This window comes from Pseudomonas sp. S8, assembly GCF_050473925.1.
GTDB classification, from domain to species: domain Bacteria; phylum Pseudomonadota; class Gammaproteobacteria; order Pseudomonadales; family Pseudomonadaceae; genus Aquipseudomonas; species Aquipseudomonas parakoreensis.
The window spans coordinates 2,177,420-2,204,175 of sequence record NZ_JBFDVZ010000016.1 but is presented as its reverse complement, the minus strand read 5'-3'; the positions used below and the strand labels follow the sequence as shown (position 1 = coordinate 2,204,175).

The window sequence follows — 26,756 nt, the reverse complement described above, 5'->3', positions numbered from 1 at the left end:
ACCGCAATCGCTGGCAAGCCAGCTCCCACAGGATCTGTGTCGGATGCAAAACTTGTATTCACTGGAGATTCTTGTGGGAGCGGGCTTGCCCGCGATAGGGCCCTGGAGGCCAGCGAAAAATCTGAATCCTGAACCCTTCCTGAACACCCGCCACATTCCCCGACACACTTCCTTTTGCGGGTTTACTCTCCAATCATCGAGGCGTAAGCTTCGCGCGTTTTCATCAATAGCGGAGACCCACAGTGGGTACTTGTTCGAGTGACAGTTGTCGGCCGGTCTCGGTAACCGGCAGATTCTCGGCAAGATAACGCGCAGCCTTTCTCTGCCGTTGTCTCGCCGTAAAGCGAGCAGCGGCATCCCGATCATGGTCAGTTGAGACCATGTCCCGACGTCCTTCTCATCGACACTGAAAGTATGTGATTTCGACCGTGTGGTCGTGATCGCAAACCTATCGACACGCCTGTCTTTTCTGACCGGCGCGCCAAGCCTTGCCGTGCCGGATTTTCCGGTGAACGAGGCGTGGTCGTACCTGCTCGACGGTTTCCCGGCTGACCATAGGGGCAACAGCCATGAAACTTACGCTCAAGGAATTTTTCGCAGGCTTCCTGCGCACACGCCACATCGCCCGGCACTTCCGCCGTCTGGCGCTGCTGGAATCGATCAACGACACCACGGTCAGCCGTGAAGTCCCGCCCACGCTGGCCAACACCCTGGTCGATGCGGCCCATCGCGACAGCGGTGAACTGCTCTCGTCGCTGGGCACTCACACCGACGGCCTGACCGATTTTGAAGTCGACGCACTGCGCGCGCAGTACGGCCTCAACGAAGTCGAACACGAGCAGCCGCTGCCATGGTGGACTCACCTGTGGCACTGCTATAAAAACCCGTTCAACCTGCTGCTGACCCTGTTGGCGGTGATCTCCTGGCTGACCGAAGACCTGAAAGCCGCCACGGTGATTTTCTCCATGGTGGTGCTGTCGACGCTGCTGCGCTTCTGGCAGGAAAGCAAATCCAACCGGGCCGCCGACTCGCTCAAGGCGATGGTCAGCAACACCGCCACGGTGATGCGCCGCGACGAGCCACGCATCGAGCTGCCGATCAAGCAACTGGTCCCGGGCGACCTGATCGTGCTGTCGGCCGGCGACATGATTCCCGCTGACTGCCGGGTGCTCAGCGCCAAGGACCTGTTCGTCAGCCAGGCGGCGATGACCGGCGAATCGATGCCGGTGGAAAAGTTTGCCCGTCAGGCCGACCGCGACACGCGCAATCCGCTGGAGCTGGAGAACATTCTGTTCATGGGCACCAACGTGGTGTCCGGCACGGCGGTGGCGGTGATTCTCACCACGGGCAACAGCACCTATTTCGGCGCGTTGGCACAGCGTGTGGGCGCAACTGACCGCGCGGTGACCTCGTTCCAGCTGGGCGTGAACAAAGTCAGCTGGCTGCTGATCCGCTTCATGTTCGTCATGGCGCCGCTGGTGCTGTTCATCAACGGTTTCACCAAGGGCGACTGGACCGAAGCGCTGCTGTTCGCGCTGTCGATTGCCGTGGGCCTGACCCCGGAAATGCTGCCAATGATCGTCACCTCGACCCTGGCCAAAGGCGCGGTGTTCCTGTCGCGCAAGAAGGTCATCGTCAAGCGGCTGGATGCGATCCAGAACTTCGGCGCGATGGACGTGCTGTGCACCGACAAGACCGGCACCCTGACCCAGGACAAGATCTTTCTCGCGCGCAATGTCGACGTCTGGGGTGAAGACTCCGACGATGTGCTCGAAATGGCTTACCTCAACAGTTACTACCAGACCGGGCTGAAAAACCTGCTCGATGTGGCGGTGCTGGAGCACGTGGAAATCCATCGCGAATTGAAGGTTGGCACGGCGTTTCGCAAGGTCGACGAGATTCCGTTCGACTTCAATCGCCGGCGCATGTCGGTGGTGGTCGAAGGGCGTGGTCAGCCACATCAACTGATCTGCAAAGGTGCGGTGGAAGAAGTGTTGGCGGTGTGCACCCGTGTGCAGCACGGCGAAGTCGAAGAAGCCTTGAGCGATGAATTGCTGACCCGGATTCGTCAGGTCACCGCAGCATTCAACGCTGAAGGCTTGCGCGTGGTGGCGGTGGCTGCCCGTTCGATGCCGGAAGGTCGCGACACTTACAGCCTGGCGGATGAACAGGAACTGACGCTGATCGGTTACGTGGCGTTCCTTGATCCACCGAAGGAAAGCACTGCGCCAGCGCTCAAGGCGCTGGCCGAGCACGGCGTGGCGGTCAAAGTGCTGACCGGTGACAACGAACTGGTGACCGCGAAGATTTGCCGCGAAGTCGGCCTCGCGCAACAGGGCTTGCTGATGGGCAACGACATCGAGCGCATGAGCGATGCCGAACTGGCCGTGGCGGTAGAGAAAACCAACGTCTTCGCCAAGCTCACGCCGTCGCACAAGGAGCGCATCGTGCGCATCCTCAAAGGCAACGGCCATGTGGTCGGTTTCATGGGCGATGGCATCAACGATGCGCCGGCGCTGCGTACCGCCGACATCGGTATTTCGGTGGACAGTGCGGTGGACATCGCCAAGGAGGCCGCCGACATCATCCTCCTGGAAAAGAGCCTGATGGTGCTGGAGGAGGGCGTGCTCGAAGGGCGTCGGACCTTCGCCAACATGCTCAAGTACATCAAGATGACCGCCAGCTCCAACTTCGGCAACGTGTTCTCGGTGCTGGTCGCCAGTGCGTTCATTCCGTTCCTGCCGATGCTGCCGATGCACCTGCTGGTACAGAACCTGCTCTACGACATTTCGCAGATCGCCATTCCGTTCGACAACGTCGATGACGAGATGCTGAAAAAGCCACAGCGCTGGCAGCCGGCGGATGTCGGTCGCTTCATGCTGTTCTTCGGGCCGATCAGTTCGATCTTTGACATCACTACGTTCGCCTTGATGTGGTACGTGTTCGATGCCAACACCCCGGATCACCAGACGCTGTTCCAGTCCGGCTGGTTCGTGGTGGGCTTGCTGACCCAGACGCTGATCGTGCACATGATCCGCACGCCGAAGATTCCGTTCCTGCAAAGCCGTGCAGCCATGCCGCTGCTGGTGATGACCGGGATCATCATGGCGGTCGGGATCTTCCTGCCGATGGGGCCGCTGGCCAACTACTTCAAATTGCAGGCACTGCCGTCGCTGTACTTCGTGTTCCTGCCGATGATCCTGCTGGCATACATGGCGCTGACCCAGGCGGTGAAAGGTTTCTACATCCGCCGATTCGGCTGGCAATAACAGCAGGCTGCAATCTTCACCTGCCACCCTGTAGGAGCTGTCGCAGGCTGCGATCTGTCGATTGTGTTTTTAAAAGACAAGATCAACAGATCGCAGCCTGCGGCAGCTCCTACAGGGAACGGGTAGTTCAAGTGAATTGGCAGCAAGCCCAACAAAGGGACTGTGGACTATTCAAGGAGCTTCATCATGCAAGCCATCAACAACCTCAACCTCACCTCGCTGCTCGACACCCTCGTCAGCCTCAGCGCGGCGTTCATCCTCGGTGGCCTGATCGGTTTCGAGCGCCAGTACCGGCAACGCACCGCCGGCCTGCGCACCAACGTGCTGGTGGCGGTCGGTGCGGCGATTTTCGTCGACATGGCCAACCGTCTCGGCGGCGCTGAAGGCGCAGTGCGGGTAGTCGCGTACGTGGTTTCCGGCATTGGCTTTCTCGGCGCGGGCGTGATCATGCGCGAGGAAGGTCACGTCCGTGGCCTCAACACCGCCGCGACCTTGTGGACTTCCGCCGCCGTCGGCGCTTGCGCCGGGGCCGACCTGTTGGCCGAGGCGGTGCTCGGCACGCTGTTCATCCTCGCCGCCAACACCTTGCTGCGACCGATCGTCAACAACATCAACCGCCAGCCACTGGACGTGGTCTCGGCGGAAGTCACCAACATCGTTTACGTGATCGCCAGGCGCTCGCAGCAGAAAGCCGTGTTCGCCCTGCTCGAAGCCGAGCTGGAACGCAGCAATTACCCGGCCAGCGACGTCGATGTACACGCCTTCGGTGCCGACGAAATCGAGATCGAAGCCACGCTGGCGACCACCTCGGTCGACGGTGATGAACTCGATGCGCTGGTGGCGCGGATCTCGACGTCGGCGCTGGTGGTGCAGGCGTTCTGGAGTCCCAGCACCACCGAATAAGGCAACCACATTGCACCGCCATTGGGCGTGGCTCTCAGCGTTCACAGTCGCTGGTGCTGTCATGAACATCGCCGCATCGGCCAATGCCTGTGCGGCATCTTGTCGGCTTTCAAGAGATTTCCAGCTGTTTTCAGGACGTTTCCTACAGCGTTTCTGGTGAGTTCTGGATAGCGTGCTCAACACATTTTCTTACGCCGTCAAACTCTAAGTCCTACACGCTCTGCGATCCGGAATCGCCAGGGCCCTGGCACCGTGCTGGAACATCTCGATGGTTAAGCGACCACAGACGCTCCCTCGCGAGCTCCATTCTCATCCGTGCGTCACCCACAGCGATCCGACCCTCATGCCCAACCTGCCGCTTCGTATCCTGGTGCTTGAAGACCACGCTTTTCAGCGCTCCGTGGCGGTGAACCTCCTGCAAGGGCTGGGTTGTCAGCAGGTGCTGGAGGCCAGCGATGGTGCGCAGGCGCTGGCGTTGCTCGATGAAGTCGGCGCGGTGGACATCGCCCTGTGCGACTTGCAGATGGAGGGCATGGACGGGCTGGCGTTTCTGCAACGGGTCGGCGCCTCGGGGCAGGTCAGGTCGGTGATCATCTGCAGTGCGCTGTCGGCGGACCTGCGGCGGGCGGTGCGTCAGATGGTTGCACTGCTTGGGCTGGACCTGCTCGGTGATGTCGGCAAACCGCTGCACGTTGAGGGACTGGCCGAGTTACTCGACACATTCGTCAACCGGCAGATCAGCCCGCCGCAGCCGCTGCGCGCGATGACGCTGGCCAGTGAAACGACGGTCCGCCATGCGCTGGCCGAGGGCCAATTGCAGGCCTGGTATCAACCCAAGTTCGACCTGCAGAACGGCGAGGTCCGTGGTGTCGAAGTGCTGTGCCGCTGGCAGCACCCGACACGCGGGATGATTACGCCAGCGCTGTTCTTGCCGGTGCTCGAGCGTTGCGGGCTGCTCGACGAGATGCTGTTGGCGCAGATCGACGAGGCCTTGCAGATGCAGCGCAGCGCCCGGGCGCAAGGCTTTGTCCTGAACCTGGCGTTCAACCTGCAAACCGTGCAACTGGCCAATGCGCAACTGACGTCGACGTTGAAAAGCCTGTTGGCCGAACATACAAGCAGCGGCTCGAGCCTGACCTTCGAGCTGACCGAAAGCGGCCTGCTCGAGGCACCCGCCACCAGCCTGGAGACACTGGTGCGGTTGCGGATGATGGGCTGTCGCTTGTCGATCGATGACTTCGGCGCCGGATTCTCTTCGTTGCAACGCCTGTGTCAGTTGCCCTTCAACGAGATCAAGCTCGACGCCGATTTCATTCGCAACCTTGCGCATGAACCCCGTTGCCGCGCGGCCATCAGCAGCACCCTGGCGTTGGGCGAAGCCTTGGGCATGAGCGTGGTCATCGAAGGCATCGAAACCGCCGCGCAACGTCGTGAACTGCTGGCGCTGGGCTGCACGCAAGGGCAGGGCTACTGGTACGCACGGCCGATGGCCGGGGCCGATCTGTTGAACTGGCTACAACGGCGCAACCACGGCAAAGGAACAGACGAATGAGCGGATTTTTAGGAAAGGTCCTACAGAGCTGTTCCGGCGAGATGCGTAATCTCGGCGCGCCATCTCCGAACTTCGGGATATCGAGCATGATCAATAAAACCCTGCGCATCCTGATTGCCGATCCGCAGCATTTTCACCGAATGAAAATCGAGCGGCTGTTCAACCATCTCGAATACTTCCGCGTCGCTCCGGTGCAGAGTCTGCTGGAGTTGCTGACGCTGGTGGAATACGGCTGCGAACCCTTCGATGCCGTAGTCATCAATGCCGAACTGACGGCCGGGTCGCTGGACCTGTCGGACTTTTTCCTGAACAACCCGCATGTCCGTCATGTTCTGATCTACAACGAACCTTCGGCCCCGGTGCAGACCCCGGCAGGTTTTGCTCAGGAGAACATGCAGATCAGCCATGTCGCACTGCCCGACCTGGCAGCGATCAAGCACCTGATGGATCGGGTTGAGGGCCCGCCGCAGTGCGCAGCGAATGCCCGGAACCCGGCATCGGCCCTGCAGCGCCGGGCTTGAGCACGGTTTGGCGTTTGCTGCAACTGTCAGATCTGACAGGTAGATCCCGCAGGGTTCCCGTGTAACAGTCTTTGCACAGCGACGGCGTCCGCAGCATCCGACGTCGTGGCACCTTTGTCATGTGGTTGCACGGGGAGCCGTCATGAAGTCAGCGCTGATCGTCGACGATCATCCGGTGGTGCGCGCAGCCGTGAGACTCGTACTCCAGACCGAGCGATTCAAGGAGATTCACGAGGCCGCGAGCGCCAGCGAGGCCCTGGCCCTGAATCGTGAGCACAAACCCAAGCTGGTGATACTCGACCTCAAGTTACCGGGGATCGGTGGCCTGGAGGTGCTGGAACGGCTGAAGGCCATCGACCCCAAATGCAAGGTGCTGATCTTCACCTCTCAGGACCCGCAGTATTATCAGGACCGCTGCCTGCGTGCCGGTGCCTTGGGCTTCGTGGCCAAAACCAACCAGTTGCTGCAATTGCACAAGGCAATTCAGGCGTTGATGTCAGGCTATTCCTACTTTGCGGCGCCGTCTGACAAGGACTATACGTCGACCCCTTTGCACCGCAGCGAAAAGCAGATGATCGACGACCTGTCCAATCGTGAGCTGAATATCCTTGAGCAATTGGCCCAGGGCAAAGCTAACAAACTGATTGCCGAAGACATGCACCTGAGCCATAAAACCGTCAGCACCTACAAAACCCGTTTGATGAAAAAACTCGGAATCAACTCGACGGTGCACTTGCGCGAATTCGCCAAACGCAATCATTTGCTCTGAGTGACCTGATGAATCGGCAAGGCTGGTGCTGTGTCCTGTGGTTGAGCATCACGGCCACCTCTTGGGCCAGTGACCCGGCGCAGCACCTGCAACTGTTGCCCCAAGCCGAACTGGACAATGTCCATGTTGCGCTCGATGGGCGTGACCGTCAGTGGTTACGCCAGCATCCGGTCTTGCGCATGGGCATTTCCGGTGCGGACTATCCGCCGTTCGAAATCACCCGCAATCAACAAGAGCTGGAAGGGCTCACCGCCGATTACGCCGAGCTGCTGGCGCAACTGCTCGGGGTGCGCATCGATGTGCAGCGTTTCGCCAATCGCGAGCAAGTCATGGCTGCGCTGAAACATGGTGAACTCGACCTGCTCGGCACCTCCAACAGCTTTGAACTCGCCGACCCTGATTTCGTCCTGTCGCGACCCTACGCCGACGATCAGCCGATGCTGGTGACCCGGTTTGACGAAACGTTGTCGGTGGATCTGGCAGGCAAACGCATCGCCATGGTCGAGGATTATCTGCCGCTGGCCAGTGTGCAGGCGTTCTATCCCGAGGCGCAGGTGCTGCGCTATCCCTCGGCGATGGACGCACTGGGGGCGGTGGCTTTCGGTGTCGATGATGGCTATCTCGGCGATCTGATCAGCGCCAATTACCTGATCAACACCAATTATCGCAATGACCTGCAATTGGCCGGGCCGTCCGGGCTGGATGCCAACGCCTTCGGTTTCGCCCTGCGGCGCAGTGAAGTACGCCTCAAACGCATCATCGACAAGGCACTGGTGGCGATTCCCATGGAGCGTCGTCAGCTTATCGAGCAACGCTGGAGCGCAGGACGCGCGCAGATGGCCGCACAGTCGCGGGTACACCTGAGTGCCAGCGAGCAGGACTGGTTGGCGCAGCACCCGGTGGTGCGGGTGGGGGTGATCGAGGACTTCGCGCCACTGAGTTTTTTTGATGCCGAGGGCCGTTTCAGTGGTCTGTCGGCACAGCTGCTCAACCTGATCAGCCAGCGCACCGGTTTGCAATTCGACGTGGTTCGGGGGCGTTCGCTGGACCGCCAGATCGAACAGCTCAAGGCCGGTGAACTCGACGTGTTGCCGGTGGTGACGCCCAGCAGCGAGCGTGAAGCCGAGCTGCAGTTCACCCGCGCCTATCTGAACAACCCGTTTGTGCTGATCAGTGCGACAACGGCCGGCAGCCCGCGCAGCCTCGACGATTTACAGGACAAGCGCCTGGCGATTTATCGCGGGCATCCGTTGCGCGACTACCTGGTGCGGCGCGTGCCACGAGTCCGACTGGTGGAGGTGCGCAGTCCCGCCGAGGGCATGGAACTGATCGTCAAGGACCAGGCCGATGCGACCGTCAGTTCACTGCTGGTGGCGCGCTTTCTGCTTGCCCGCCAGTACCGCGAGCGTTTGCGCATCACCAACACCGTCGGCGATCAACCGGCACGCATTGCATTGGCGACTGCACCGCAAGCCACGGCGCTGCACACAATGCTGAACAAGGCACTGCTGAGCATCGCGCCGCAGCAGATGGACGAGTTGGTCGAGCGCTGGAGCCATGATGTGGTGGTGGAGGAGAGCTATTGGGTGCGCCACCGCCGCGAGATTGTCCTCGGGTTTGCCGCCGCGGCGGGGTTGCTGGTGCTGGCGCTGGCCTGGATCGGTTTTCAGCGCTGGCAGTTACGTCAGCGTCAGCAATGGTTGCATCAGTTGCAGCAGGCCAAGGAGGCGGCTGACGATGCCAACCGCGCCAAGACGACTTTCCTGGCGACCATGAGCCATGAAATCCGCACGCCGATGAACGCGTTGATCGGCATGCTCGAACTGGCGCTCAAGCGTGCCGAGGAGGGTGTCACTGACCGGTTGGCGATTCAGGTTGCGTCGGGCGCCGGTCAGCAACTGCTCGCGCTGATTGGCGATATTCTCGATATCGCGCGCATCGAATCCGGGCAGTTGTCCCTCGCGCCGCAGCGGGCCAACCTGCGTGAACTGGTGGCTTCGGTGTGCCGGGTATTCGAAGGGCTGGCGCGACAAAAGTGCCTGTCCTGGCACATCGAGCTGGGGGCGGGCAGTGACGTTGATGTGTTGATTGATCCGGTGCGCTTCAAGCAAGTGCTGTCGAACCTGTTGAGCAACGCGATCAAGTTCACCGAGCAAGGCGAGGTCAGCTTGCGGCTATCAGTGCACGCGATGCCGCTCGCAAGCGTGGGCGTGACGGTGGTGATCGAAGACAGTGGCATCGGCATCAGCGAGCATGACCGCCAGCGCCTGTTCAGCCCGTTTGTCCAGGCCGGCAACCCCGGGCAGTCCGCGCGCAGCGGCTCGGGGCTGGGGTTGGTGATCAGCCGTGAGCTCTGCGAAATGATGGGCGGTACGCTGCGCCTTGACAGCGAGCCGGGGCATGGAACAGAGGTCGAGGTCAGTCTGCAATTGCAATCGTTGGCCGCGCTTGCCACCGAGGCTGCAAGCACCGCGGTGGCCGACACGCCGGCGCGCTCACTGAGCGTGCTGGTGGTGGATGACCATCCGGTCAACCGGCTGCTGCTCTGTTGGCAGTTGAGTGAACTCGGCCACCGCACCGTTGATATGGAGGACGGGGAACAGGGGCTGCAACGCTGGCGGGCGCAAGCGTTTGACGTGCTGATCACCGACTGCAACATGCCCCGGCGCAACGGCTACGAACTCGCGCGGGCGATCCGTGGCGAAGAGGCGGCGAGCGGCCGGGCACGGTGTCTGATTCTCGGCTTTACCGCCAATGCGCAGATCGAGGAAAAGGCACGGTGTCTTGAGGCCGGTATGGATGATTGCCTGTTCAAACCGATCCGCCTGGCTGATCTGGCGCTGGCATTGCAGGGCGCCAGGCACAGCGAAAATGCGGGCGAGCCGAAGCAGCCACGGCCCTTGACCGAACTCGACCTGAGTGCGCTGGAGCAAATGGCCGGTGACGATCATGCGCTGATACAACGTTTGCGAGAGCAAATCTTGTGCAGTCTGCAGGACGACCTGCAACGGCTGGACGTCGCACGCCAGCCTCCCAATCCGAGTGAATTGTGCACGCTGGCGCATCACATCAAGGGCGGCGCGCAGATGGTCGGTGCCGCGCGAGTGGTGGCAGCCTGTGCGGATCTTGAGCAGGCCTGCCGAGACGCCGAAATCCAAGTGGTCGAGCGCTCGGTCGAGGTGCTGCGCCAGGCCATGCTCAGTCTCGCGCAGCGCCTTCAGAGCTGAACGATCAGTCCCACAGCGGAGCAATGCCTTCCGGGCTGGTCAGGCGCTGGCCACGTTCCAGTGTGGCGATCAACGCCATGTCGGCGTCGCTCAGGGTCAGCGCCGTAGCACCGAGGTTGCTCTGCAGATTGGCGCGTCGGGTCGACGATGGAATCACCGCGTAGCCCTGTTGCATTGCCCAGGCCAGAGTGACTTGCGCCGGGGTCGCTTGCAGGCGTGCGGCAATCTGCTGGATCAGCGGGTCCTTGAGCACTTCGCCATAGGCGAGGGTCATGTACGAGGTGATCTGGATGCCTTGGCTTTGCGCGAACTCGACCACTTTGCGGTTTTGCAGGTACGGGTGCAGTTCGATCTGGTTGGTGGCGATGTTTTCTGCGCCGACCGCTGCAATCGCCTGTTGCATCAGCTCGATGGTGAAGTTGGAAACGCCGATCTGCCGAGTCAGGCCCAGACGTTTGGCTTCGAGCAGCGCGCCCATGAACTCGGCGACGGGCACTTGATCTTCCGGCGATGGCCAGTGGATCAGCGTCAGGTCGAGGTAGTCGGTTTGCAGCTTGCGCAGGCTTTCCTTGAGGCTGTCGATCAAGCGATCCTTGGCGAAATTGGCGATCCAGATCTTGCTGGTGATGAACAGCTCTTGGCGAGCAATGCCGCTGGCGGCGATGGCTTGACCGACCTCGGCTTCGTTCTCGTAGATCTGCGCGGTGTCGATGACGCGGTAACCGAGATCCAGCGCATTACGCACCGAATCGATCACCACCTGGCCTTGCAGGCGAAACGTACCCAGACCAAAAGCGGGAACAGACATTGATGACTCCAGGGTTGCAGTGAGAATGGGCGGGAGTATCCGCGTCTGCGTTCTTGAGAAAAACCGCTGGTGGGGCAAAGCACTGTTGAGCAGAAGTCACGAATCTTGTAGGCGCTGCGGCACGCTGCGATCTTTTGATTTTAAACAACAAGATCAAAAGATCGCAGCGTGCCGCAGCTCCTACAGGGGGTTGTGAATTGCTCGCGAAAAGTGCACTACTGTCCTGCAGATGGAACACTTAAGCTGATTTTTGCCGTCTAGTCCTCCGGCCGTCATGGATTTAAGCTTAATCCATTGCGTCACCCACTTTTCTGGAGGCAACCATGAAAAACATCATCGGTATCTACACCAGCCCTCGCGGCCATTGGGTCGGCGATGGCTTCCCGGTTCGCACTCTGTTTTCCTACGACAATCTGGGCAAGCACATCAGCCCGTTCCTGCTGCTCGATCACGCAGGACCTGCGCAATTCACCCCGACCACCGAGCGCCGCGGTGTTGGCCAGCATCCGCATCGTGGTTTTGAAACCGTGACCATCGTCTACGACGGTGAGGTGCAGCACCGTGACTCCACCGGCAGCGGCGGCACCATCGGCCCGGGCGACGTGCAGTGGATGACGGCTGCGTCCGGGATCCTGCATGAAGAGTTTCATTCGGATGATTTCGCCAGAACCGGCGGCAAGCTCGAAATGGTGCAGCTGTGGGTCAACCTGCCGGCCAAGGACAAAATGGCCGCGCCCGGCTACCAGACCATACTCGACGGCGATATTCCGAATATCGCGCTGAAGGACGACGCCGGCAGCCTGCGGCTGATTGCCGGTGAGTTCGATGGGTACACAGGCCCATCGCGCACGTTCACGCCGATCGACGTCTGGGACCTGCGGCTCAATGCCGGCAAGTTGCTGAGCCTGGATCTGCACGAAGGGCGCAACACTGCGCTGGTGCTGTTGAAAGGGTCGGTCAAGATAAACGGTGTGGAAACTGCGGGTGCCGGGCAATTGGTGCTGTTCGAGCGCGACGGTCGTCAGTTGACCCTTGAGGCCGGTGAAGACGCGGTGGTGCTGTTGCTCAGCGGCGAGCCGATCGACGAACCGATTGTCGGCCATGGTCCGTTCGTGATGAACACCGAGCAGGAAATTCATCAGGCATTCGCCGACTTCCAGTCCGGGCGTTTTGGCCAGATGCACGGGTAAATTTCACCCCTGTGGGAGCGGGCTTGCTCGCGATAGCGGACTTACAGTCGATGCGTGTTTGACTGAGCCACCGCTTTCGCGAGCAAGCCCGCTTCTAATTTGGTTTCTGGTGTTTTTGCGCGGGCGTTCTGCCTCTGAAATCAATTGCTCCTACACTGAGCGAATCTGTGCGATCTTCTCGCGATTGGCCCGTATCGGAGTGGTTTGATGCTGTCTTTCTTGACCGAACATCCGTTGTTTTGCGCGTTGATCCTGATCCTGCTCGATCTGGGCCTGTGGCGCCTGATCAGTTCCCGTGGCAGCGCGTGGAAGCTGTTGGTGCGGGTGCTGATTTTCAGCCTGTTCAGCGCGGTGCTGTTCAACGAAGGCCTCAACCCGATGGAGCCTGCGCCGTGGGCGGACAACGTGCCGTTGCATCTGGCGGCGACCGGGTTGCAGATCGGTTGGTGGCTGTTTGGCGCACGCACCCTGACCGTGCTGATCGGCGCGGTGATGATGCAGCGCGTCGGGCACACCGGGCGGCTGTTGCAGGATCTGCTCGGTGCGGTGATTTTCCTGATCGCCATTATCGCCGCACTGGCCTACGTGCTGGACTTGCCGGTCAAAGGCGTGCTGGCAACATCCGGGGCCTTGGCGATCATTGTCGGTCTGGCGTTGCAGAGCACCCTCAGTGATGTGTTTTCCGGGATCGTGCTCAACACCACCAAGCCGTATCAGATCGATGACTGGATCTCCATCGACGGCACCGAAGGCCGGGTCATCGACATCGATTGGCGCGCTACGCGTCTGCAGACCAGCCAGGGCAGCATGGCGGTGATTCCCAACTCGCTGGCGGCCAAGGCCAAGATCATCAACTTCAGCCGGCCGAGCAACATGTTCGGCCTGGCCGTCAGTGTCCAGGTCAGCCCGCATGCCCGGCCCAATACGGTGATCGATGCGCTGGAACGGGCGATGCAGGGCTGCCGTCCGCTGCTGGACAATCCCGCGCCGAGCGTCGCACTGAAAAGCGCCAGCAGCACCGGTGTCGAATACGAAATCAGCGGCTTTGTGTCGTCGATGGACCAGAAACGTCCGGTGCGCAATCAGCTGTTCGATCTGGCTTACCGGCATCTGCAGGCGTCCGGGGTCAATCTGTTGTCGAGTGTCGAACCGATCGTCACCGGCAACCTTTCGCGGCCGCGGGCGCTGCTCGACAGCTCACCGATTTTCTCCACCCTGCGCCAGGAAGAGAAAGACACCTTCAGCCAGAACATGACCCTGCAAACCTTTCGTGCCGGCGAGACGATCCTCGAAGCCGGCGAGGTCAGCGACCATTTGTTCATCATCGAATCCGGCGTGGTCAGCGTGACGTTGACCCGCCATGGCAGCCCGTTCGAATCCGGGCGCATGGGGCCGGGCGAAGTGATTGGCGAGGCCGGGATTCTGTCTGATTCGTCGGTGCCGGCGACCTTCGCAGCAAAAACCTTTTGCGCGCTGTATCGCATCGAGAAGACCTACCTGAAGCCGTGCCTGGATGCCCGCCACGACATCAACGAGGCGATGAAAGCCTTGCTCGATTATCGCCTGCACAAGGCCCAGACCCTGACCCAGGACGTGCCGACCGTGGTGGCGAAAACCGGGTTCCTGCACTGGTTGCGTCAGCGCGTGTGACGCGGTGGTCTACTCGTCTTCCGGGAGATTGGCTATTTGTCCGGGGCAGTGGCGGGACTACCTTAGTCACACATTCACTGGCCCCCGGAAACTCCACCATGAAAGCTCGTACCGATTTCTACACCGCCTCCCCAGACGCCCTGAAAGCGATGATGGCCCTGGAAACCGCGGTCTCGAAACTGCCGCTGGAAAAGACCCTGATCGAACTGGTCAAGCTGCGCGCTTCGCAGATCAACGGCTGCGCATTCTGCATCGACATGCACACCGCTGACGCTATCAAGGGCGGTGAGACCCCGCGCCGGCTGTTCGCGGTGACCGCGTGGCGTGAGGCGCCATTCTTCACCGAGCGCGAACGTGCGGCGCTGCTGTGGACCGAGTCGCTGACTCAACTGAGCCTGACTCACGCGCCGGACGAAGACTATGACATCGTCGCTGCGCAATTCACGCCCAAGGAAATGGTCGACCTGAGCGTGGCGATCAGCACCATCAACAGCTGGAACCGTCTGGCCGTAGGCTTCCGCAAAACCCCGCAGCTCTAAGCCCTAACCCCTAACCCCTAACCCCTGTAGGAGCTGCCGCAGGCTGCGATCTTTTGACTTTGATTTTAAAAACAAGATCAAAAGATCGCAGCCTGCGGCAGCTCCTACAGGGGGAGGGGCGTTTCGGAAAGGGTGATCAATGCGCATCCGCACTCGGCGCAGATGGTGGTTGTACCTTGCGCATCAAGGGCACCATCGCCGTGGCGATGATGAAGCACAGCATGATCATCAAAAAGGTATCGCCGTAGGTCTGGGTCTGCGCCTCGCGGTAAGTCAGCAACCACAGTTGACGCAGGCCGGCGGTGGTCCCGACATCACCGCTCTGGCCCAATGTCGCCAGGTTGCCACCGACCTGCGACAACCACTGATTCAGCGCCTCGTTGCTGCTGTTCAAATGCTCGGCCAGGCGGGTGAAGTGCAGGTTGGTGCGGTCATTGAGAATGGTCGCGCAGGCGGCAATGCCGATGGCCCCGCCCAGATTGCGCATCAGGTTGAACAGCCCCGAAGCGTGCTTCAAGCGTGCCGGTGCCAAGCCTCCCAAGGTCAGCGTCACTGCCGGCGGTACCGCCAGTTGCTGGGCGATCCCGCGCAGCGCTTGCGGCAACATCAATTGGCCGGCGCCCCAGTCGTGGGTGATTGGACTGAACTCCCACATCGATACGGCAAACAAGCCCAACCCAAGCATCATGATCCAGCGCAAATCCATGCGATTGGCGAGAAAGGCGTACAACGGAATCGCCATGATCTGGAACACCCCGGTGGAAAAAACCGCCAGACCAATGTCCAGCGCGCTGTAGCCTCGCACCCGGCCGAGAAACAGCGGCGTCAGGTAAATCGTCGCGAACAGACCAATCCCGGTGACAAAGGAAAAGAAGCAGCCCAAGGCAAAGTTGCGATCCTTGAGTGCGCGCAGATCGACGATCGGATTGGCCACGTGCAAGGTGCGCCCGATAAAGGCCAGACCCGCCAGACCGCTGATCCACGCCGTGGTCAGAATCGTTTGATCGCTGAACCAGTTCCAGCGCGGGCCTTCTTCGAGGGTGTATTCCAGGCAACCGAGAAACAGCGCGAGAAACACCATGCTCAGGTAGTCCGCGCCCTTGAGCAGCGCCAGTTCCGGCTGGTCGATCTTTACCAGCATCGGCACGGCCACGGCCACGAAAATCCCCGGCACCAGGTTGATGTAGAACAGCCAGTGCCATGAGGAAATGTCGGTAATCCAGCCGCCGATTACCGGACCCAGGGTCGGCGCCAGTGACGCCACGGCGCCGATGGTTGCGGCGGCGATCACCCGTTGTTTGCCGGTGAAGAAAAAGAACGCGGTGGTGAACACCAGCGGAATCATCGAGCCGCCGAGAAAGCCCTGCAGCGCCCGAAAGGCGATCATGCTCTGGATGTTCCACGCCACACCGCAAAGCAAACTGGCCAGGGTGAAACCGACCGCCGAAGCACAGAACAGCCAGCGGGTGGAGAACACCCGCGACAGCCAGCCCGACAGCGGGATCACGATGATTTCGGCGATCAGGTAACTGGTCTGCACCCACGCGGTTTCGTCGGTGCCGGCCGAGAGTCCGCCGCCGATGTCGCGCAGCGAGGCCGAGACGATCTGGATGTCCAGCAGCGCAATGAACATGCCGATGCACATCGTGGCGAAGGCGAACACTTTGGTTGCGGTGGCCATGTCGGCGGCGTTGAACGGTTGCGCCGGGGCGGTGAGGGTGGTGCTCATGGTGCGACGGCCACGGCGCTGGATTCAGCGGGCGCGCGGGTGTCGACTTCAGCGGTGACCGACAAGCCTGGCCGCAGGTGCCCGAGCACGCCGTCGGCCGGATCGAGCAGAATTCGCACCGGCACCCGCTGGACGATTTTGGTGAAGTTGCCGGTGGCGTTCTCTGGCGGCAGCACGCTGAATTGCGAGCCGGTGGCGGGGGCGAGGCTGTCGAGGCGGCCGTGGAATTCCTGGCCGGAAAGCACGTCGGCGCGGATGCTCACCCGTTGCCCGGGTTTCATCCGCGCCAGTTGGTCCTCCTTGAAGTTGGCATCCACCCACAGACCGCTGGCCGGCACCACCGACAACTGTTGCGACCCCGCCTGGGCATAGGCGCCAACCCGTGCGCGGCGATTGCCGATCACGCCATCAACCGGCGCGCGCAGTTCGGTGTAGCCGAGGTTCAACTGCGCCAGATCACGCTCGGCCCGGGCTTGTTGCAGGGCGGCGCGGGCCTGTTGTTTCTGGGTGTCGATCACCGCCAGTTGGCGCTGAGCGGCGAGCAGTTCGGCCTGGGCACGGGCACTCAGGGCCTGGGCGGTCTTGAAGCTGGCGTCGGCGCGTTGGGCGCTTTCCACCGACACGGCATTGCTGCTGACCAGGCGTTTGTAGCGCGCGTTGTCGTCCCGCGAGCGGGCGGTTTCGGCGCCGGCGGCATCGATGCCGGCGCGGGCCTGGCCGATCACCGCTTGCTGCAGTTGTTCAGTGGCATCGAGGTTGGCCAGCAGCGCCTCTTCGGCGGCTACTGCGCCTTCGGCTTTGGCGAGGTTGGCGCGATAGTCGCGCGCGTCGAGGCGGATCAGCACCTCGCCGGCCTTCACCGATTGGTTGTCGCTGACCAGCACTTCTTCGATGTAGCCGGCAACCTTCGGCCCGATCACCGTGACGTCGCCACCGATGTAAGCATCGTCAGTCTCCTCGAGAAAACGCCCGGTGCTCCACCAATGACTGGCGTACACGCCGACCACGACCAGCGCGATCAGGCCGGCGCCGGTCAGCAGCAGGCGCTTGCGCAATGGCGGTTTGGCGGGAGTAACCGGGGATGACAGGCCGGGCTCGAGGGTGGACATGGCGGTCATGGCGTAATACCTGCGGGAACGAGTAGTTATTACAGTCGTAATATGACGCAAGTAATATTTTGTGGCAATTATGTTTTTGTGCCGGTCGTCAGTTGCTTACCCGGCCTCGGGGTTTGGAGCGGTTTCGATGAATGACAGCCCTGGTAATGCGGGGCAGGTCTTCGAGTACTCGATGAAAGCCCTCGGGGAAACCCTGATGGCCTAGCGTTGAACGCAGCAAAATCAAATGTTTAAGAAATGTAAGCGCTGTAGGAAGCGTCTTGCATTTGTGTAGGAAGGCTCTGACTATCACTCGCATTGATGAAGTGGCATTACGCCATTTCATGCTTGCAAGGATGTTGCGTGCCGTATTTGCTTCGCGCTGTTTCTCGTCGTCGCTTCACGCTTTGCCCGCTGTTGTCGGCCTTTGTGTTGAGTGTGTGTGCCTCCTCGATTCAAGCGGCTGACCCTGTTGCGCCGGGCCAGGAAGTGCTGCGCCAGCAGCAACAGCAACAGCGCGATCTGCAACAACTGCAGCTCGAGCAGCGCAAGCGCCAACTGGAGCGCGGTGCGTTCGGTCCGGCACCGGCCACGCCGGCCATCCCGCAAACCGTCACCCCCGATGAACGCTGCTGGCCACTGAGCGGCACGCGCATCGGCGGCGTTACGCTACTCGACAGCAACAAGCTCAACACGCGGATCAAACCGCTGCTGGCGCCGTGCATGGGCGTCGGCCAGATCAATCGTTTGCTGGCGACCATCACCGCGATCTATGTCGAGCAGGGCTACATCGCCAGCCGCCCGTACCTGTTGAGCGCGCCGGCGGCGGGGCAGTCGCTGGACATCATGGTGGACGAGGGCTACATCGAGTCCATCGAACTGGCCGATCAAAGCCTGCCCGTTTCGCTGGGCGGCGCGTTCCCGCACATGCTCGGCCAGCCGCTGAACCTGCGCGATCTGGAGCAAGGCCTCGATCAGTTGAACCGCCTGCGTTCGCTTGACCTGACCGCCGACATCGCCCCCGGCAGCCAGCCCGGCGCGTCGCGAATCATCCTGCGTTCGCGCACGGCCGGGCCGTCGCGCTGGGCGTTGGGGCTGGGCATGGACAACCTCGGCAGCGCCAGCACCGGGCGGGATCGCAACAGCGTCAGCCTGAGCGTCGACAGCCCGTTGCAACTTAACGACCTGCTGAGCCTCAGCGCCAGCGACACGTTGAATCAGGGCGACCGCTACAGTCGCAACGCCAGCCTGTATTACGCGATTCCCTACGGCTATTGGACCTACAGCGCATTCGCCAGCCATGCCGAATATCGCGCGCCGTTCAAACTGCCCAGCGCGACTTTGTACAGCACCGGCATCACCGATCAACTGAGCCTGCGCGCCGACCGCGTGTTGTGGCGCGACCAGAGCCGCCAGCTCAGCGCCAACCTGCAACTGGCACACAAGGACGTCGACAGCTATCTGGAAAATGTCCGTCTGGGCATTCAAAGCCCGACCCTGACCGTGGCCGAAGCCGGACTCAATCTGTTCTGGCTCGACCGTGCGGTGTGGAACCTCGACTTCACCTACTCGCAAGGCCTGCGCTGGCTGGGCGCCGATGACGACGCCAATCACGCGGTCAACAACCTGCCCAAAGCGCAATTTCACAAGTACCGCGCCGGCCTCAGCCAGTGGCGTAACGGCCAGTTCGGCGCGCAAGCGTGGCAGTGGCAAAGCCAGCTCAATTTGCAATACAGCCCCGACCCGTTGCCAGCCATCGAACAGTTGCTTGGCACCGACGATTCGGCAGTGCGCGGCTATCGGGTCAACAGCGCATCCGCTGCCAGCGGCGCGATCTGGCGCAACACCCTGCGTCTGCCCCTGCGCAACGACTGGCCGGTGCAGATCACCCCCCGCGTGGCGCTGGACAACGGCTGGCTCAAGGCCGACCACGGTGCCCAGAGCCAACGCCTGAGCGGCGCCAGCGTCGGGCTGAATCTGGGCTGGAAGAATCTGCAAGTGGACGTCGACTACCAGCGCGCCCTCAACACCCCCAACGGATTGCAGCACGAGCCAGAGACCTGGCTGATGCGCGTGGGGTTGCAGATATGAGCACCACCGAGACTTATCAAGCAGTGAACAAACAGCCGTCGGATCTGAGCGCGACAGCCACGGCCAATACTCAATCGCGCGCCGTGATGCCGTACTTACATGGAGACGTTTTTATGCCAGCACACACCTTTGCATTTCATCTTTCTCCTCGGGGCAAACTGCGCTGGGCGATCGCCAGCCTGTTCTTCGCCGTGCACCTGCCGACCGCTCTCGCCGGCGGTGTAGTGGTCGCACCCGGCCCCGGCGGCACCGCGCAATTGCAGACCCAGGGCGGCGTGCCCATCGTCAATATCGTCGCGCCCAACGGCTCGGGCCTGTCGCACAACCAGTTCCTCGACTACAACGTCGACCGTCAGGGGCTGGTGCTGAATAACGCCTTGCAGGCCGGGCAATCGCAGCTCGCCGGGCAACTGGCGGCCAACCCGCAACTTCAGGGGCAGGCGGCGAGCGTGATCCTCAACGAGGTGATCAGCCGTAACCCTTCGGCGATCAATGGCGCCCAGGAAATCTTCGGCCGCGCCGCCGATTACGTGCTGGCCAACCCCAACGGCATCTCGGTGAACGGCGGCAGTTTCATCAACACGCCGAACGCCAGTCTGCTGGTCGGTCGTCCTGAATTGAACGACGGCAAACTGCAAGCACTGAACACCCGCGACGCCAGCGGTCAGTTGCAGATTCAGAGTGGCGGCCTGCGTAATGCCGAGGGTTCGGTCAACCTGATCGCCCCGCGTATCGACAGCCAGGGCCGCATCGACGCCCGCGATCAACTGAACCTCACGGTCGGACGCAATCAGGTGGATTACGCCAGCGGTCAGGTAAAAACCGTGGACCCGGCGGGCAACACCACCGATCAACGCATCGACGCCAGCCTGTTCGGCGCGATGCAGGCCGGGCGCATCAACATCGTCAGCACCGCCGAAGGCGCGGGCGTGCGTGTGGGGGCGGTGCAAGTGGCCGGGCGTGACGGCGTGCAGATCCGTTCGGCTGGCGACCTGAGTGTCAGCGGTGAAACCGTCCCCAACAGCCTCGACGTGACCCGTGCCGGCATTCGCAGCAGTCAGGGCGATGTCGGCCTGCACAGCGGCAACGACCTGACATTGGCCGCCACCGATGTCAGTGCTCGCGACGTCAGCGTCAATGCCAAGCGCAACCTGACACTGAGCACCGTAGAAAGCCGCAAGCTTCAGGAAAAACGCGAGAACTGGAGCAACAGCACCATCGGCATCACTTGGGAAACCTACGACCGCACCCAGACCGACAGTGAAACTCGCCAGCACGGCAGCCAGATCGTCGCCAGCCGCGACGCCAGGCTGACCTCCGGCAAAGACACCGAACTCAAAGCTGCGAAAGTTGAAGCGGCGAAAAATCTCGATGTGCAGAGTGGCGGCGATCTGCGCCTGACTGCGGCCACCGAAAGCCACACTCAGACCGATCAGGGCAACCATCGCAAGCATTTGTGGAAGGCTGACTGGAACAACAGCAGCGAAGAGCAGCGCAGCATCAGCAGCCAGTTGAAGGGCGGCAATATCGCGCTGCAGACCGCCGCGTTGTTGCGCGCCGAAGGCGCCGAACTGAACAGCGCCGGCGATGTGAAACTGGCGGGCAAGCAAGTGGACGTCACCACCGCCACGCGCACCAGTCGCAGCAACAACAACAGTTACTCCGGCGACCTGGTGGGTGGCGGTTTCTTCGGCAAGACCGGTGACGCTGACAAGGGCCAGACCCGGCATCAGGGCAGCAAAATCAATGCGGCGGGCAAACTGATCGTCAAGGCTGACGACGTGCGCATCAGCGGCAGCCAGGTCCGTGGCGGCACCGAGGCCAGCGTGATCAGCGATCAGGGTTCGCTGCTGATCGACGGTGTGCAGGACACTTCGCACAGCAACAACCACGACAAGGACAGCAAATTCTTCGGCATCACCAAGGACGAGTCGCGGCAGAATTCCAGGGACAGCACCACGGTGCGCAGCGAGCTGGTTTCCGACAGCAACCTAAAGCTCAAAAGCGCCAAGGACATCGAAGTGGCCGGTTCCACGGTCAAGGCTGGCGGCGCGCTGACGGCGGACGCTGCCGGTGATGTGAACGTGCATTCCACGCAGAACAGCCACGACAGCAGTTCGACCACCGAGACCCGTGGCTTCGATGCCTACGCCAAAGAGCAAACGCCGGAGCAATACCGCGCCGGGGTGCACTACGAAGACAAGCAGCAGACCGTCACCCGCAACGACGTCAACCAGCAAGGTTCGAGCCTCAGCGGCGGCAGCGTGCAAGTGAAGGCCGGCGGCGATCTGACGATCAAGGGCGGTGAAGTCAAATCCACCGCTGGCGACACCACGCTGGGCGGCAAAAATGTGTCGTTGCTGGCCGAACAGGACAGCCACAAAACTTCGACCGACACCTCCAGCACCGGCGGCGGTTTCTACTACACCGGCGGCCTCGACCGTGCCGGCAGTGGCGTCGATTTTGCCCACAGCACCACGCAAGACAGCAGCAGCAAAACCACCGCGCAAACCACCAACGTGCAGAGCAGCGGCGGCTTGACCCTCAACGCCGACAAGCTGGTGACCGAAGGCGCGCAGGTCAAGGCTGGCAACAGTCTGAACGTCGCGGCCAACGAGATCGACAACCGCGCGGCAAGCAACACCGAAAACAGCAGCCATAACCAGAGCACCTGGTCGGCGGACATCGGCGCCAATGTCGAGTACAAGGACATCGCCCGCCCGATTGCCGGTGCGGTCAAGGATGTGCTCAACGGCAAGGTGCCGGACAAGGAAGGCCTGAGCAATCTTGGCCAGCCGAACGTCGGCCTCGACGTGGCGATCGGTCACGGCAGCGCCGACAAGACCGAGCAGAGCAGCAACGCGGTAGTCAGTCGTTTCGATGGCGGCAGTGTCGACGTGAAAAGCGCCGGCACCCTGCGTGACCAGGGCACTCAGTACAGCGCGAGCAACGGCAAGGTCAACATCAGCGCTGACACACTGGTTGCCGATGCCGCGAGCAACACTCACAGCAGCACCGATAACTCAGTGGACGCCAAGGTCGACGTGCGCGTCTACACCAAGACCGGCGAAGACGTAAACGTCGCCGGCAGCGGCGCGGGCGGCAACCGCTACAGCAGCAAGGACAGCAGCACGGCGGTGGTCGGCGGGTATGCCGGCAATCAGGGTGTGAACATCAACGTTGGCGGTGACGCGCAGTTCGCTGGCAGCCGTTTCGACGGCGCGCAGGGCGGTGTGAACATCAAGACTGGCGGCGATCTGGCGCTGAATCAGGCCAATGATCGCCAGAGCAGCAGCGACTCCAGCCTGCGCGGCAACGGCTCGCTGACGGTCGGCACCATGCCGGGCACCGACGGCACCAACGTCGACCTCGGCGCGGGCTTTCAGCTCGATCATACCGGCAAGCAGACCACTGACACTCAGGCTCATGTGGCGAGCATCAGCGGCAACGGCTCGGTGCAACTGAGCAGCGGCGGCAATCAGGTTCAGCAAGGCACGAAGATCGACAGCGCCGGCGCTATCGATCTGCACGCTGACGGCAAGCTTGATCTGCAAGCGGCCGTTGATACCCACACCGCGACCGGCAGCAATCTCGGCGGCGGTTTGAAGGGCGGCGGCAGCAAATCCAGCAGCGAGAAGAGTCGCGATCAGGGCGCTAATCTGAGCGGCAACTTCAACATCGGTCGGGTCAACGAACACTCGAAAACCCTGACCGGTGGTCAGCTCAGCAGCCAGAGTAACGTGGTGTTGAGCGGTGACGCGGTGCACCTGCAAGGCACGCAGGTAGGCGCGCCGAACGTCAGCATCGATGCGCAGAAGGGTGGCTTCGTTCAGGAGTCGGCGCAATCCACCGAGAGCCGCAACAACTGGAACGTCGCGCTGAATGCCGGCGGCAACCTGAGCAGCAAGACCCCGACCGCCGCCGATGAACAGGCCAGCAGCGACCACGGCTTCAACGCCGGGGCCAAGGTCGGCGTCGATTACCTGCAAGGCACCACCCAGCAGAACAGCCAGATCAAGGCTGACAGCGTGGTCCTCAACAGCGCAGGCGATGCACAACTGTCGGGCGCACGGATCGACGCGAACACTGTCAGTGGCAAGGTTGCCGGTGACCTGACCGCCGACAGCCGTCAGGACTCGAAGACGCAAGCCAGGGTCGATGTCGATCTGGGCCTTGCCGCGAAGAAGAACCCGCCGAGCGACAAGGAAAAACTCGCCGGCACCGACTACAAACCAACGCTGAAAGCGCAGGGCGAATACGCGCACAAGGACAGCGTGGCGCAGGCGTCCGGCATCGGTGGCAATCAGGGTGTGAACCTTGCGGTGGGCGGTGCGACACAGTTGACCGGCGCGCGGATTTCGGCGACTGAAGGCAAGGTGGACCTGGGCGGTTCGAAGGTCGGTAGCAGCGACTTGGTCAATCTTGAATACGGCGTGAAAGCCGGACTGGACCTGCCGCAGAAAACCGAGGAGAACGCACCGAAGGTGTCGTTCGATAACGACAATCTGAAAGTCGGTCCGGTGACCCTGAGCGGCCACCTGGACAGCCAGACCCTGCAGGCCGGAATCGACGAAAAAGGCTGAGTAGCACCGCTGTAAAAACTGTGGGAGCGGGCTTGCTCGCGAAGGCGTCAGTTCAGTCAGCGAGGCTGTTGACTGAACCAGCGCCTTCGCGAGCAAGCTCGCTCGTTTTGATCTGTGGTCATTGCCGCGCCGATAGTCGCTGCTAAACCGTTGCTGGCACACCGCAGGTTCAATATATATCGGCTATCTATCAAAGTTATAGCTAGGCGTTCTAAAAAACTGTCATTTCTAACAGTTGTGACGATGAACTTGAAAACTGAAGATCAGGTTCCGGTACTTCAAACCAGATTGGTTTTATCCCGGCCTTTATCAAGTCATTTCAAGGAGCTGCAAAAATGAGCGATATCACATTTCCGGATGCAAAAGACGGCGTCATCAATTGCCGTTCGAATCCAATGGGCGGTGTAAGGGTTAAAGTGAGGCTGTTGCCAGACACGCAGATCGGGGCCGTATTGAAACTGAACTGGCAGGGATATACCGATCAAGCGGGCAAGCAACCCATTGTCGGTACCGAGACTTCGCTCAAGCACGCTATCACTTCGGAGGACATCTCCGAGGGTGTTGTAATAACAGTTGGTGATTGGTCAACGCATATCAAGCCTATTAAAGATGGATCGGCCCGTGCTACCTATGCAATCAACGGTGGCGAGGTGGGGGATGCACTGGTCCAGGTAAGATTGTTAAATGCTGCAGGGCAGTCATGCGACGAAGTTTGAGGTGCAAAAAGGCTGATTTGCACAGTGGGCGGGATCTGTTGCGGGCGCAACGTCTTGAGGTCACTGAAGGATCCAGAGCCGTTGGGTCGCAACAGCTCCAGATCGCATAGCTCGGCCGCAATCGCCACAGTCCCAGTCAACGCGAGTTGACCGGGACTGCTTGCCGCAGAGGGTCAGTTCGACGCCTTCGCCTTACCCGCATTCATCAGCACGACCACCGCCAGCAGCGCCGACAGGATCGAACCCAGCAACACGCCGACCTTCACCGAATCGACCAGATGCGGCGCGCCCGGGAAGGCCAGTGCGCCAATGAACAGGCTCATGGTGAAGCCGATCCCGCAGAGCAGGGCGACGCCATACAGTTGCAGCCAGCTCGCGCCCTGCGGCAGTTGCGCCAGACCGCTGCGAATCGCCAAGGCGCCGAGGCCGAGGATGCCGATCTGCTTGCCGAACAACAGCCCCAGCGCCACGCCCAACGGCACCGGCTCAAGCAGGTTGCTCGGAGAAATGCCGGTCAGCGACACGCCCGCGTTGGCGAAGCCGAAAATCGGCACCACGGCGAACGCCACCCACGGATGCATTTTTTCTTCGAGGTAGAGCAGCGGCGAGTTGTGCTCGTCTTCCGGGTTACCCAGCGGAATGCACAGGGCCAGAATCACCCCGGCGAGGGTCGCGTGGATCCCCGATTGCAGCATGAAGAACCACAGCAGGGCGCCAGCGATCAGGTACGGCCACAGCTTTCTGACCCCGCAGCGGTTGAGGATCACCAGCAGTGCAATCACCGCCAGCGACGCCAGCAGCATGCTTATCGACAGGCCGCTGGTGTAGAAAATCGCGATGATCACCACCGCGCCCAGGTCATCGAGGATGGCCAGCGCCGAGAGGAAGATTTTCAACGAGACGGGCACCCGTTTGCCCAGCAGCGACAGCACGCCCAGGGCAAAAGCAATGTCGGTGGCAGCGGGGATCGCCCAACCGCTCAGGGTCTGTGGATTGCCCCAATTGATCGCAACGTAGATCAAGGCCGGGACCAGCATCCCGCCCAGTGCGGCAAAGCCCGGCAGCGCGCGCTGCCCCCAGGTCGACAACTGACCGGCGAGCATTTCGCGCTTGATCTCCAGGCCCACCAGCATGAAGAAGATCGCCATCAGGCCATCGTTCACCCAATGCTCGATCGACAGACCAGCGACTTTGATGTGCAGGGTCGAGAAGTAGGTGGCTGCCCAAGGCGAGTTGGCGACCAGCAGCGCGGCGAGGGCGGCGGCCATCAGGATCAGGCCACCGGCGGACTCGGCAGCGAAGAATCGGGTGAGAAAGGCCAAAGCAGACGGCGACTGCTGACGGGCAGCCTGCAGGCGTGACGGATCGTGGCTCATAGGCACGGGAACTCCGCGCGGCGGCCCGACCTGCGCTGAATTAAACCTGCCCTGCCGCGTTGTTGCGGTGGCACCCGGGCGGCATTTTACACAATAGGTGGGGGAAGGCGCGGTTTTACTGACGATTACCCTTGAAACGAGCGTTTCCAAGGAATGAATTGCCGGGCTTAATAGGAAGCATTACTATTCACGCCTCTTTCCCCCAGCACGCTGTCATGAACCCCATGCTGCCCCGCAGACCCGGCTTTTTCGAGCATTACGAAGAGTTGATCGGCACCTGGACCCGGCGCCTGCGCAATCGCGCGCAGGCCGAGGATCTGGCGCACGACACCTTTGTGCGGGTGCTCGAATCCGATTCGGCAGCGGTGCAGCAGCCACGGGCGTATCTGCACCAGACCGCACGCAACATCGCGGTCGACGGTTATCGGCGTGAGGATCGGCGGGAAGCCATGGAGTCGCAGGCGATCGATCACAGTGTGTCGTCCACCGGCGACCCGGAGCATTACATGCAGGCGATCCAGTTGGCCGACTCCATCGAACGGGCGCTGCAGGAACTGCCGCTCAATTGCCGGAGGATTTTCGTCTGGCAGAAGATCGAAGGGCTGACCCAGGCAGAGATCGCCGAACGCCTGGGACTGTCCAGGAACATGGTCGAAAAATATATGATTCGCACCCTGCGGCATCTGCGCGACCGTCTCGATGGCATGCAGTCATGAGCGGCCGCCGCTTTTCATCC

Annotated in this window: 17 protein-coding genes; 13 read left to right on the top strand and 4 right to left on the bottom strand. The window is 61.4% G+C overall.

What is annotated here, in order from left to right; genetic code table 11:
• Positions 1–569: 569 nt before the first annotated feature.
• The 6 genes from mgtA to AB1J88_RS11050 all read left to right on the top strand — a co-directional run bounded on the left by mgtA (position 570) and on the right by AB1J88_RS11050 (position 10,241).
• Positions 570–3,269: a magnesium-translocating P-type ATPase gene (gene mgtA / locus AB1J88_RS11075; protein WP_041070774.1), complete on the top strand. Its 2,700-nt coding sequence runs from the start codon at positions 570–572 to the stop codon at positions 3,267–3,269.
• 186 nt (positions 3,270–3,455) lie between these two features.
• Positions 3,456–4,172 (top strand): MgtC/SapB family protein, encoded by a 717-nt coding sequence (locus tag AB1J88_RS11070; protein ID WP_430291065.1) that lies wholly within the window; start codon positions 3,456–3,458, stop codon positions 4,170–4,172.
• Between the two features lie 343 nt (positions 4,173–4,515).
• Complete coding sequence (locus AB1J88_RS11065; RefSeq protein WP_430291064.1) at positions 4,516–5,724, top strand: EAL domain-containing response regulator; 1,209 nt, start codon at positions 4,516–4,518, stop codon at positions 5,722–5,724.
• Between the two features lie 86 nt (positions 5,725–5,810).
• Positions 5,811–6,245, top strand: coding sequence for a chemotaxis protein CheY (locus tag AB1J88_RS11060; protein WP_086794850.1), 435 nt, complete (start codon positions 5,811–5,813; stop codon positions 6,243–6,245).
• 142 nt (positions 6,246–6,387) lie between these two features.
• Complete coding sequence (locus tag AB1J88_RS11055) at positions 6,388–7,014, top strand: response regulator (protein WP_430291063.1); 627 nt, start codon at positions 6,388–6,390, stop codon at positions 7,012–7,014.
• 8 nt (positions 7,015–7,022) lie between these two features.
• The gene (locus tag AB1J88_RS11050; RefSeq protein WP_430291062.1) at positions 7,023–10,241 is read left to right on the top strand and encodes a transporter substrate-binding domain-containing protein; all 3,219 of its coding nucleotides are present in this window, start codon (positions 7,023–7,025) and stop codon (positions 10,239–10,241) included.
• 4 nt (positions 10,242–10,245) lie between these two features.
• On the opposite strand, the gene dkgB is transcribed toward AB1J88_RS11050, so the two are convergent.
• The gene (gene dkgB / locus AB1J88_RS11045; RefSeq protein WP_430291061.1) at positions 10,246–11,049 is read right to left on the bottom strand and encodes a 2,5-didehydrogluconate reductase DkgB; all 804 of its coding nucleotides are present in this window, start codon (positions 11,047–11,049) and stop codon (positions 10,246–10,248) included.
• Positions 11,050–11,372: 323 nt separating this feature from the next.
• On the opposite strand from dkgB, the gene AB1J88_RS11040 reads away from it, so the two are divergent.
• From AB1J88_RS11040 to AB1J88_RS11030, 3 genes are all read left to right on the top strand, one after another.
• Complete coding sequence (locus tag AB1J88_RS11040) at positions 11,373–12,239, top strand: pirin family protein (RefSeq protein ID WP_430291060.1); 867 nt, start codon at positions 11,373–11,375, stop codon at positions 12,237–12,239.
• Positions 12,240–12,446: 207 nt separating this feature from the next.
• Entirely contained in the window at positions 12,447–13,889 is a 1,443-nt protein-coding gene (locus tag AB1J88_RS11035; RefSeq protein ID WP_041070791.1) for a mechanosensitive ion channel domain-containing protein, read from the top strand.
• A gap of 98 nt (positions 13,890–13,987) precedes the next feature.
• Complete coding sequence (locus AB1J88_RS11030) at positions 13,988–14,428, top strand: carboxymuconolactone decarboxylase family protein (protein ID WP_086794853.1); 441 nt, start codon at positions 13,988–13,990, stop codon at positions 14,426–14,428.
• A 136-nt stretch (positions 14,429–14,564) separates the two neighbouring features.
• Here AB1J88_RS11030 and AB1J88_RS11025 read toward each other — a convergent pair whose 3' ends face one another.
• Positions 14,565–16,157 carry a DHA2 family efflux MFS transporter permease subunit gene (locus AB1J88_RS11025; RefSeq protein WP_430291059.1) on the bottom strand — a complete coding sequence of 531 codons (1,593 nt, stop codon included), beginning with the start codon at positions 16,155–16,157 and terminating at the stop codon, positions 14,565–14,567.
• On the bottom strand, positions 16,154–17,275 hold the full coding sequence (locus AB1J88_RS11020) for an HlyD family secretion protein (protein ID WP_430291058.1): 1,122 nt from the start codon (positions 17,273–17,275) through the stop codon (positions 16,154–16,156). Before AB1J88_RS11020 ends, AB1J88_RS11025 begins: the two co-directional genes overlap by 4 nt.
• Positions 17,276–17,617: 342 nt before the next feature.
• Here AB1J88_RS11020 and AB1J88_RS11015 point away from each other — a divergent pair, with 342 nt between their 5' ends.
• The 3 genes from AB1J88_RS11015 (at position 17,618) to AB1J88_RS11005 (ending at position 24,644) form a co-directional block, all read left to right on the top strand.
• Entirely contained in the window at positions 17,618–19,345 is a 1,728-nt protein-coding gene (locus AB1J88_RS11015) for a ShlB/FhaC/HecB family hemolysin secretion/activation protein (protein WP_430291057.1), read from the top strand.
• A gap of 113 nt (positions 19,346–19,458) precedes the next feature.
• Positions 19,459–23,928, top strand: a complete 4,470-nt coding sequence (locus tag AB1J88_RS11010; RefSeq protein ID WP_430291056.1) for a hemagglutinin repeat-containing protein — start codon at positions 19,459–19,461, stop codon at positions 23,926–23,928.
• A 335-nt stretch (positions 23,929–24,263) separates the two neighbouring features.
• Positions 24,264–24,644, top strand: a complete 381-nt coding sequence (locus tag AB1J88_RS11005) for a hypothetical protein (RefSeq protein WP_430291055.1) — start codon at positions 24,264–24,266, stop codon at positions 24,642–24,644.
• Positions 24,645–24,817: 173 nt separating this feature from the next.
• Here AB1J88_RS11005 and nhaA read toward each other — a convergent pair whose 3' ends face one another.
• A complete protein-coding gene (nhaA, locus tag AB1J88_RS11000; protein WP_222015344.1) occupies positions 24,818–26,020 on the bottom strand; it encodes a Na+/H+ antiporter NhaA in 1,203 nt (400 codons plus the stop codon).
• A gap of 215 nt (positions 26,021–26,235) precedes the next feature.
• Between nhaA and AB1J88_RS10995 the strand changes: the two genes are divergently transcribed.
• Positions 26,236–26,736 (top strand): sigma-70 family RNA polymerase sigma factor, encoded by a 501-nt coding sequence (locus AB1J88_RS10995; protein WP_047295156.1) that lies wholly within the window; start codon positions 26,236–26,238, stop codon positions 26,734–26,736.
• Positions 26,737–26,756: the final 20 nt, after the last annotated feature.

Coding starts and splice junctions, on each gene's coding strand:
- AB1J88_RS11050 (WP_430291062.1), top strand. CDS start 7,023: ATGAATCGGCAAGGCTGGTGCTGTGTCCTGTGGTTGAGCATCACGGCC.
- AB1J88_RS11070 (WP_430291065.1), top strand. CDS start 3,456: ATGCAAGCCATCAACAACCTCAACCTCACCTCGCTGCTCGACACCCTC.
- AB1J88_RS11025 (WP_430291059.1), bottom strand. CDS start 16,157: ATGAGCACCACCCTCACCGCCCCGGCGCAACCGTTCAACGCCGCCGAC.
- AB1J88_RS11060 (WP_086794850.1), top strand. CDS start 5,811: ATGATCAATAAAACCCTGCGCATCCTGATTGCCGATCCGCAGCATTTT.
- AB1J88_RS11040 (WP_430291060.1), top strand. CDS start 11,373: ATGAAAAACATCATCGGTATCTACACCAGCCCTCGCGGCCATTGGGTC.
- AB1J88_RS11065 (WP_430291064.1), top strand. CDS start 4,516: ATGCCCAACCTGCCGCTTCGTATCCTGGTGCTTGAAGACCACGCTTTT.
- nhaA (WP_222015344.1), bottom strand. CDS start 26,020: ATGAGCCACGATCCGTCACGCCTGCAGGCTGCCCGTCAGCAGTCGCCG.
- AB1J88_RS11030 (WP_086794853.1), top strand. CDS start 13,988: ATGAAAGCTCGTACCGATTTCTACACCGCCTCCCCAGACGCCCTGAAA.
- AB1J88_RS11020 (WP_430291058.1), bottom strand. CDS start 17,275: ATGACCGCCATGTCCACCCTCGAGCCCGGCCTGTCATCCCCGGTTACT.
- AB1J88_RS11010 (WP_430291056.1), top strand. CDS start 19,459: ATGCCAGCACACACCTTTGCATTTCATCTTTCTCCTCGGGGCAAACTG.
- AB1J88_RS11035 (WP_041070791.1), top strand. CDS start 12,447: ATGCTGTCTTTCTTGACCGAACATCCGTTGTTTTGCGCGTTGATCCTG.
- AB1J88_RS11055 (WP_430291063.1), top strand. CDS start 6,388: ATGAAGTCAGCGCTGATCGTCGACGATCATCCGGTGGTGCGCGCAGCC.
- AB1J88_RS11005 (WP_430291055.1), top strand. CDS start 24,264: ATGAGCGATATCACATTTCCGGATGCAAAAGACGGCGTCATCAATTGC.
- mgtA (WP_041070774.1), top strand. CDS start 570: ATGAAACTTACGCTCAAGGAATTTTTCGCAGGCTTCCTGCGCACACGC.
- AB1J88_RS10995 (WP_047295156.1), top strand. CDS start 26,236: ATGAACCCCATGCTGCCCCGCAGACCCGGCTTTTTCGAGCATTACGAA.
- dkgB (WP_430291061.1), bottom strand. CDS start 11,049: ATGTCTGTTCCCGCTTTTGGTCTGGGTACGTTTCGCCTGCAAGGCCAG.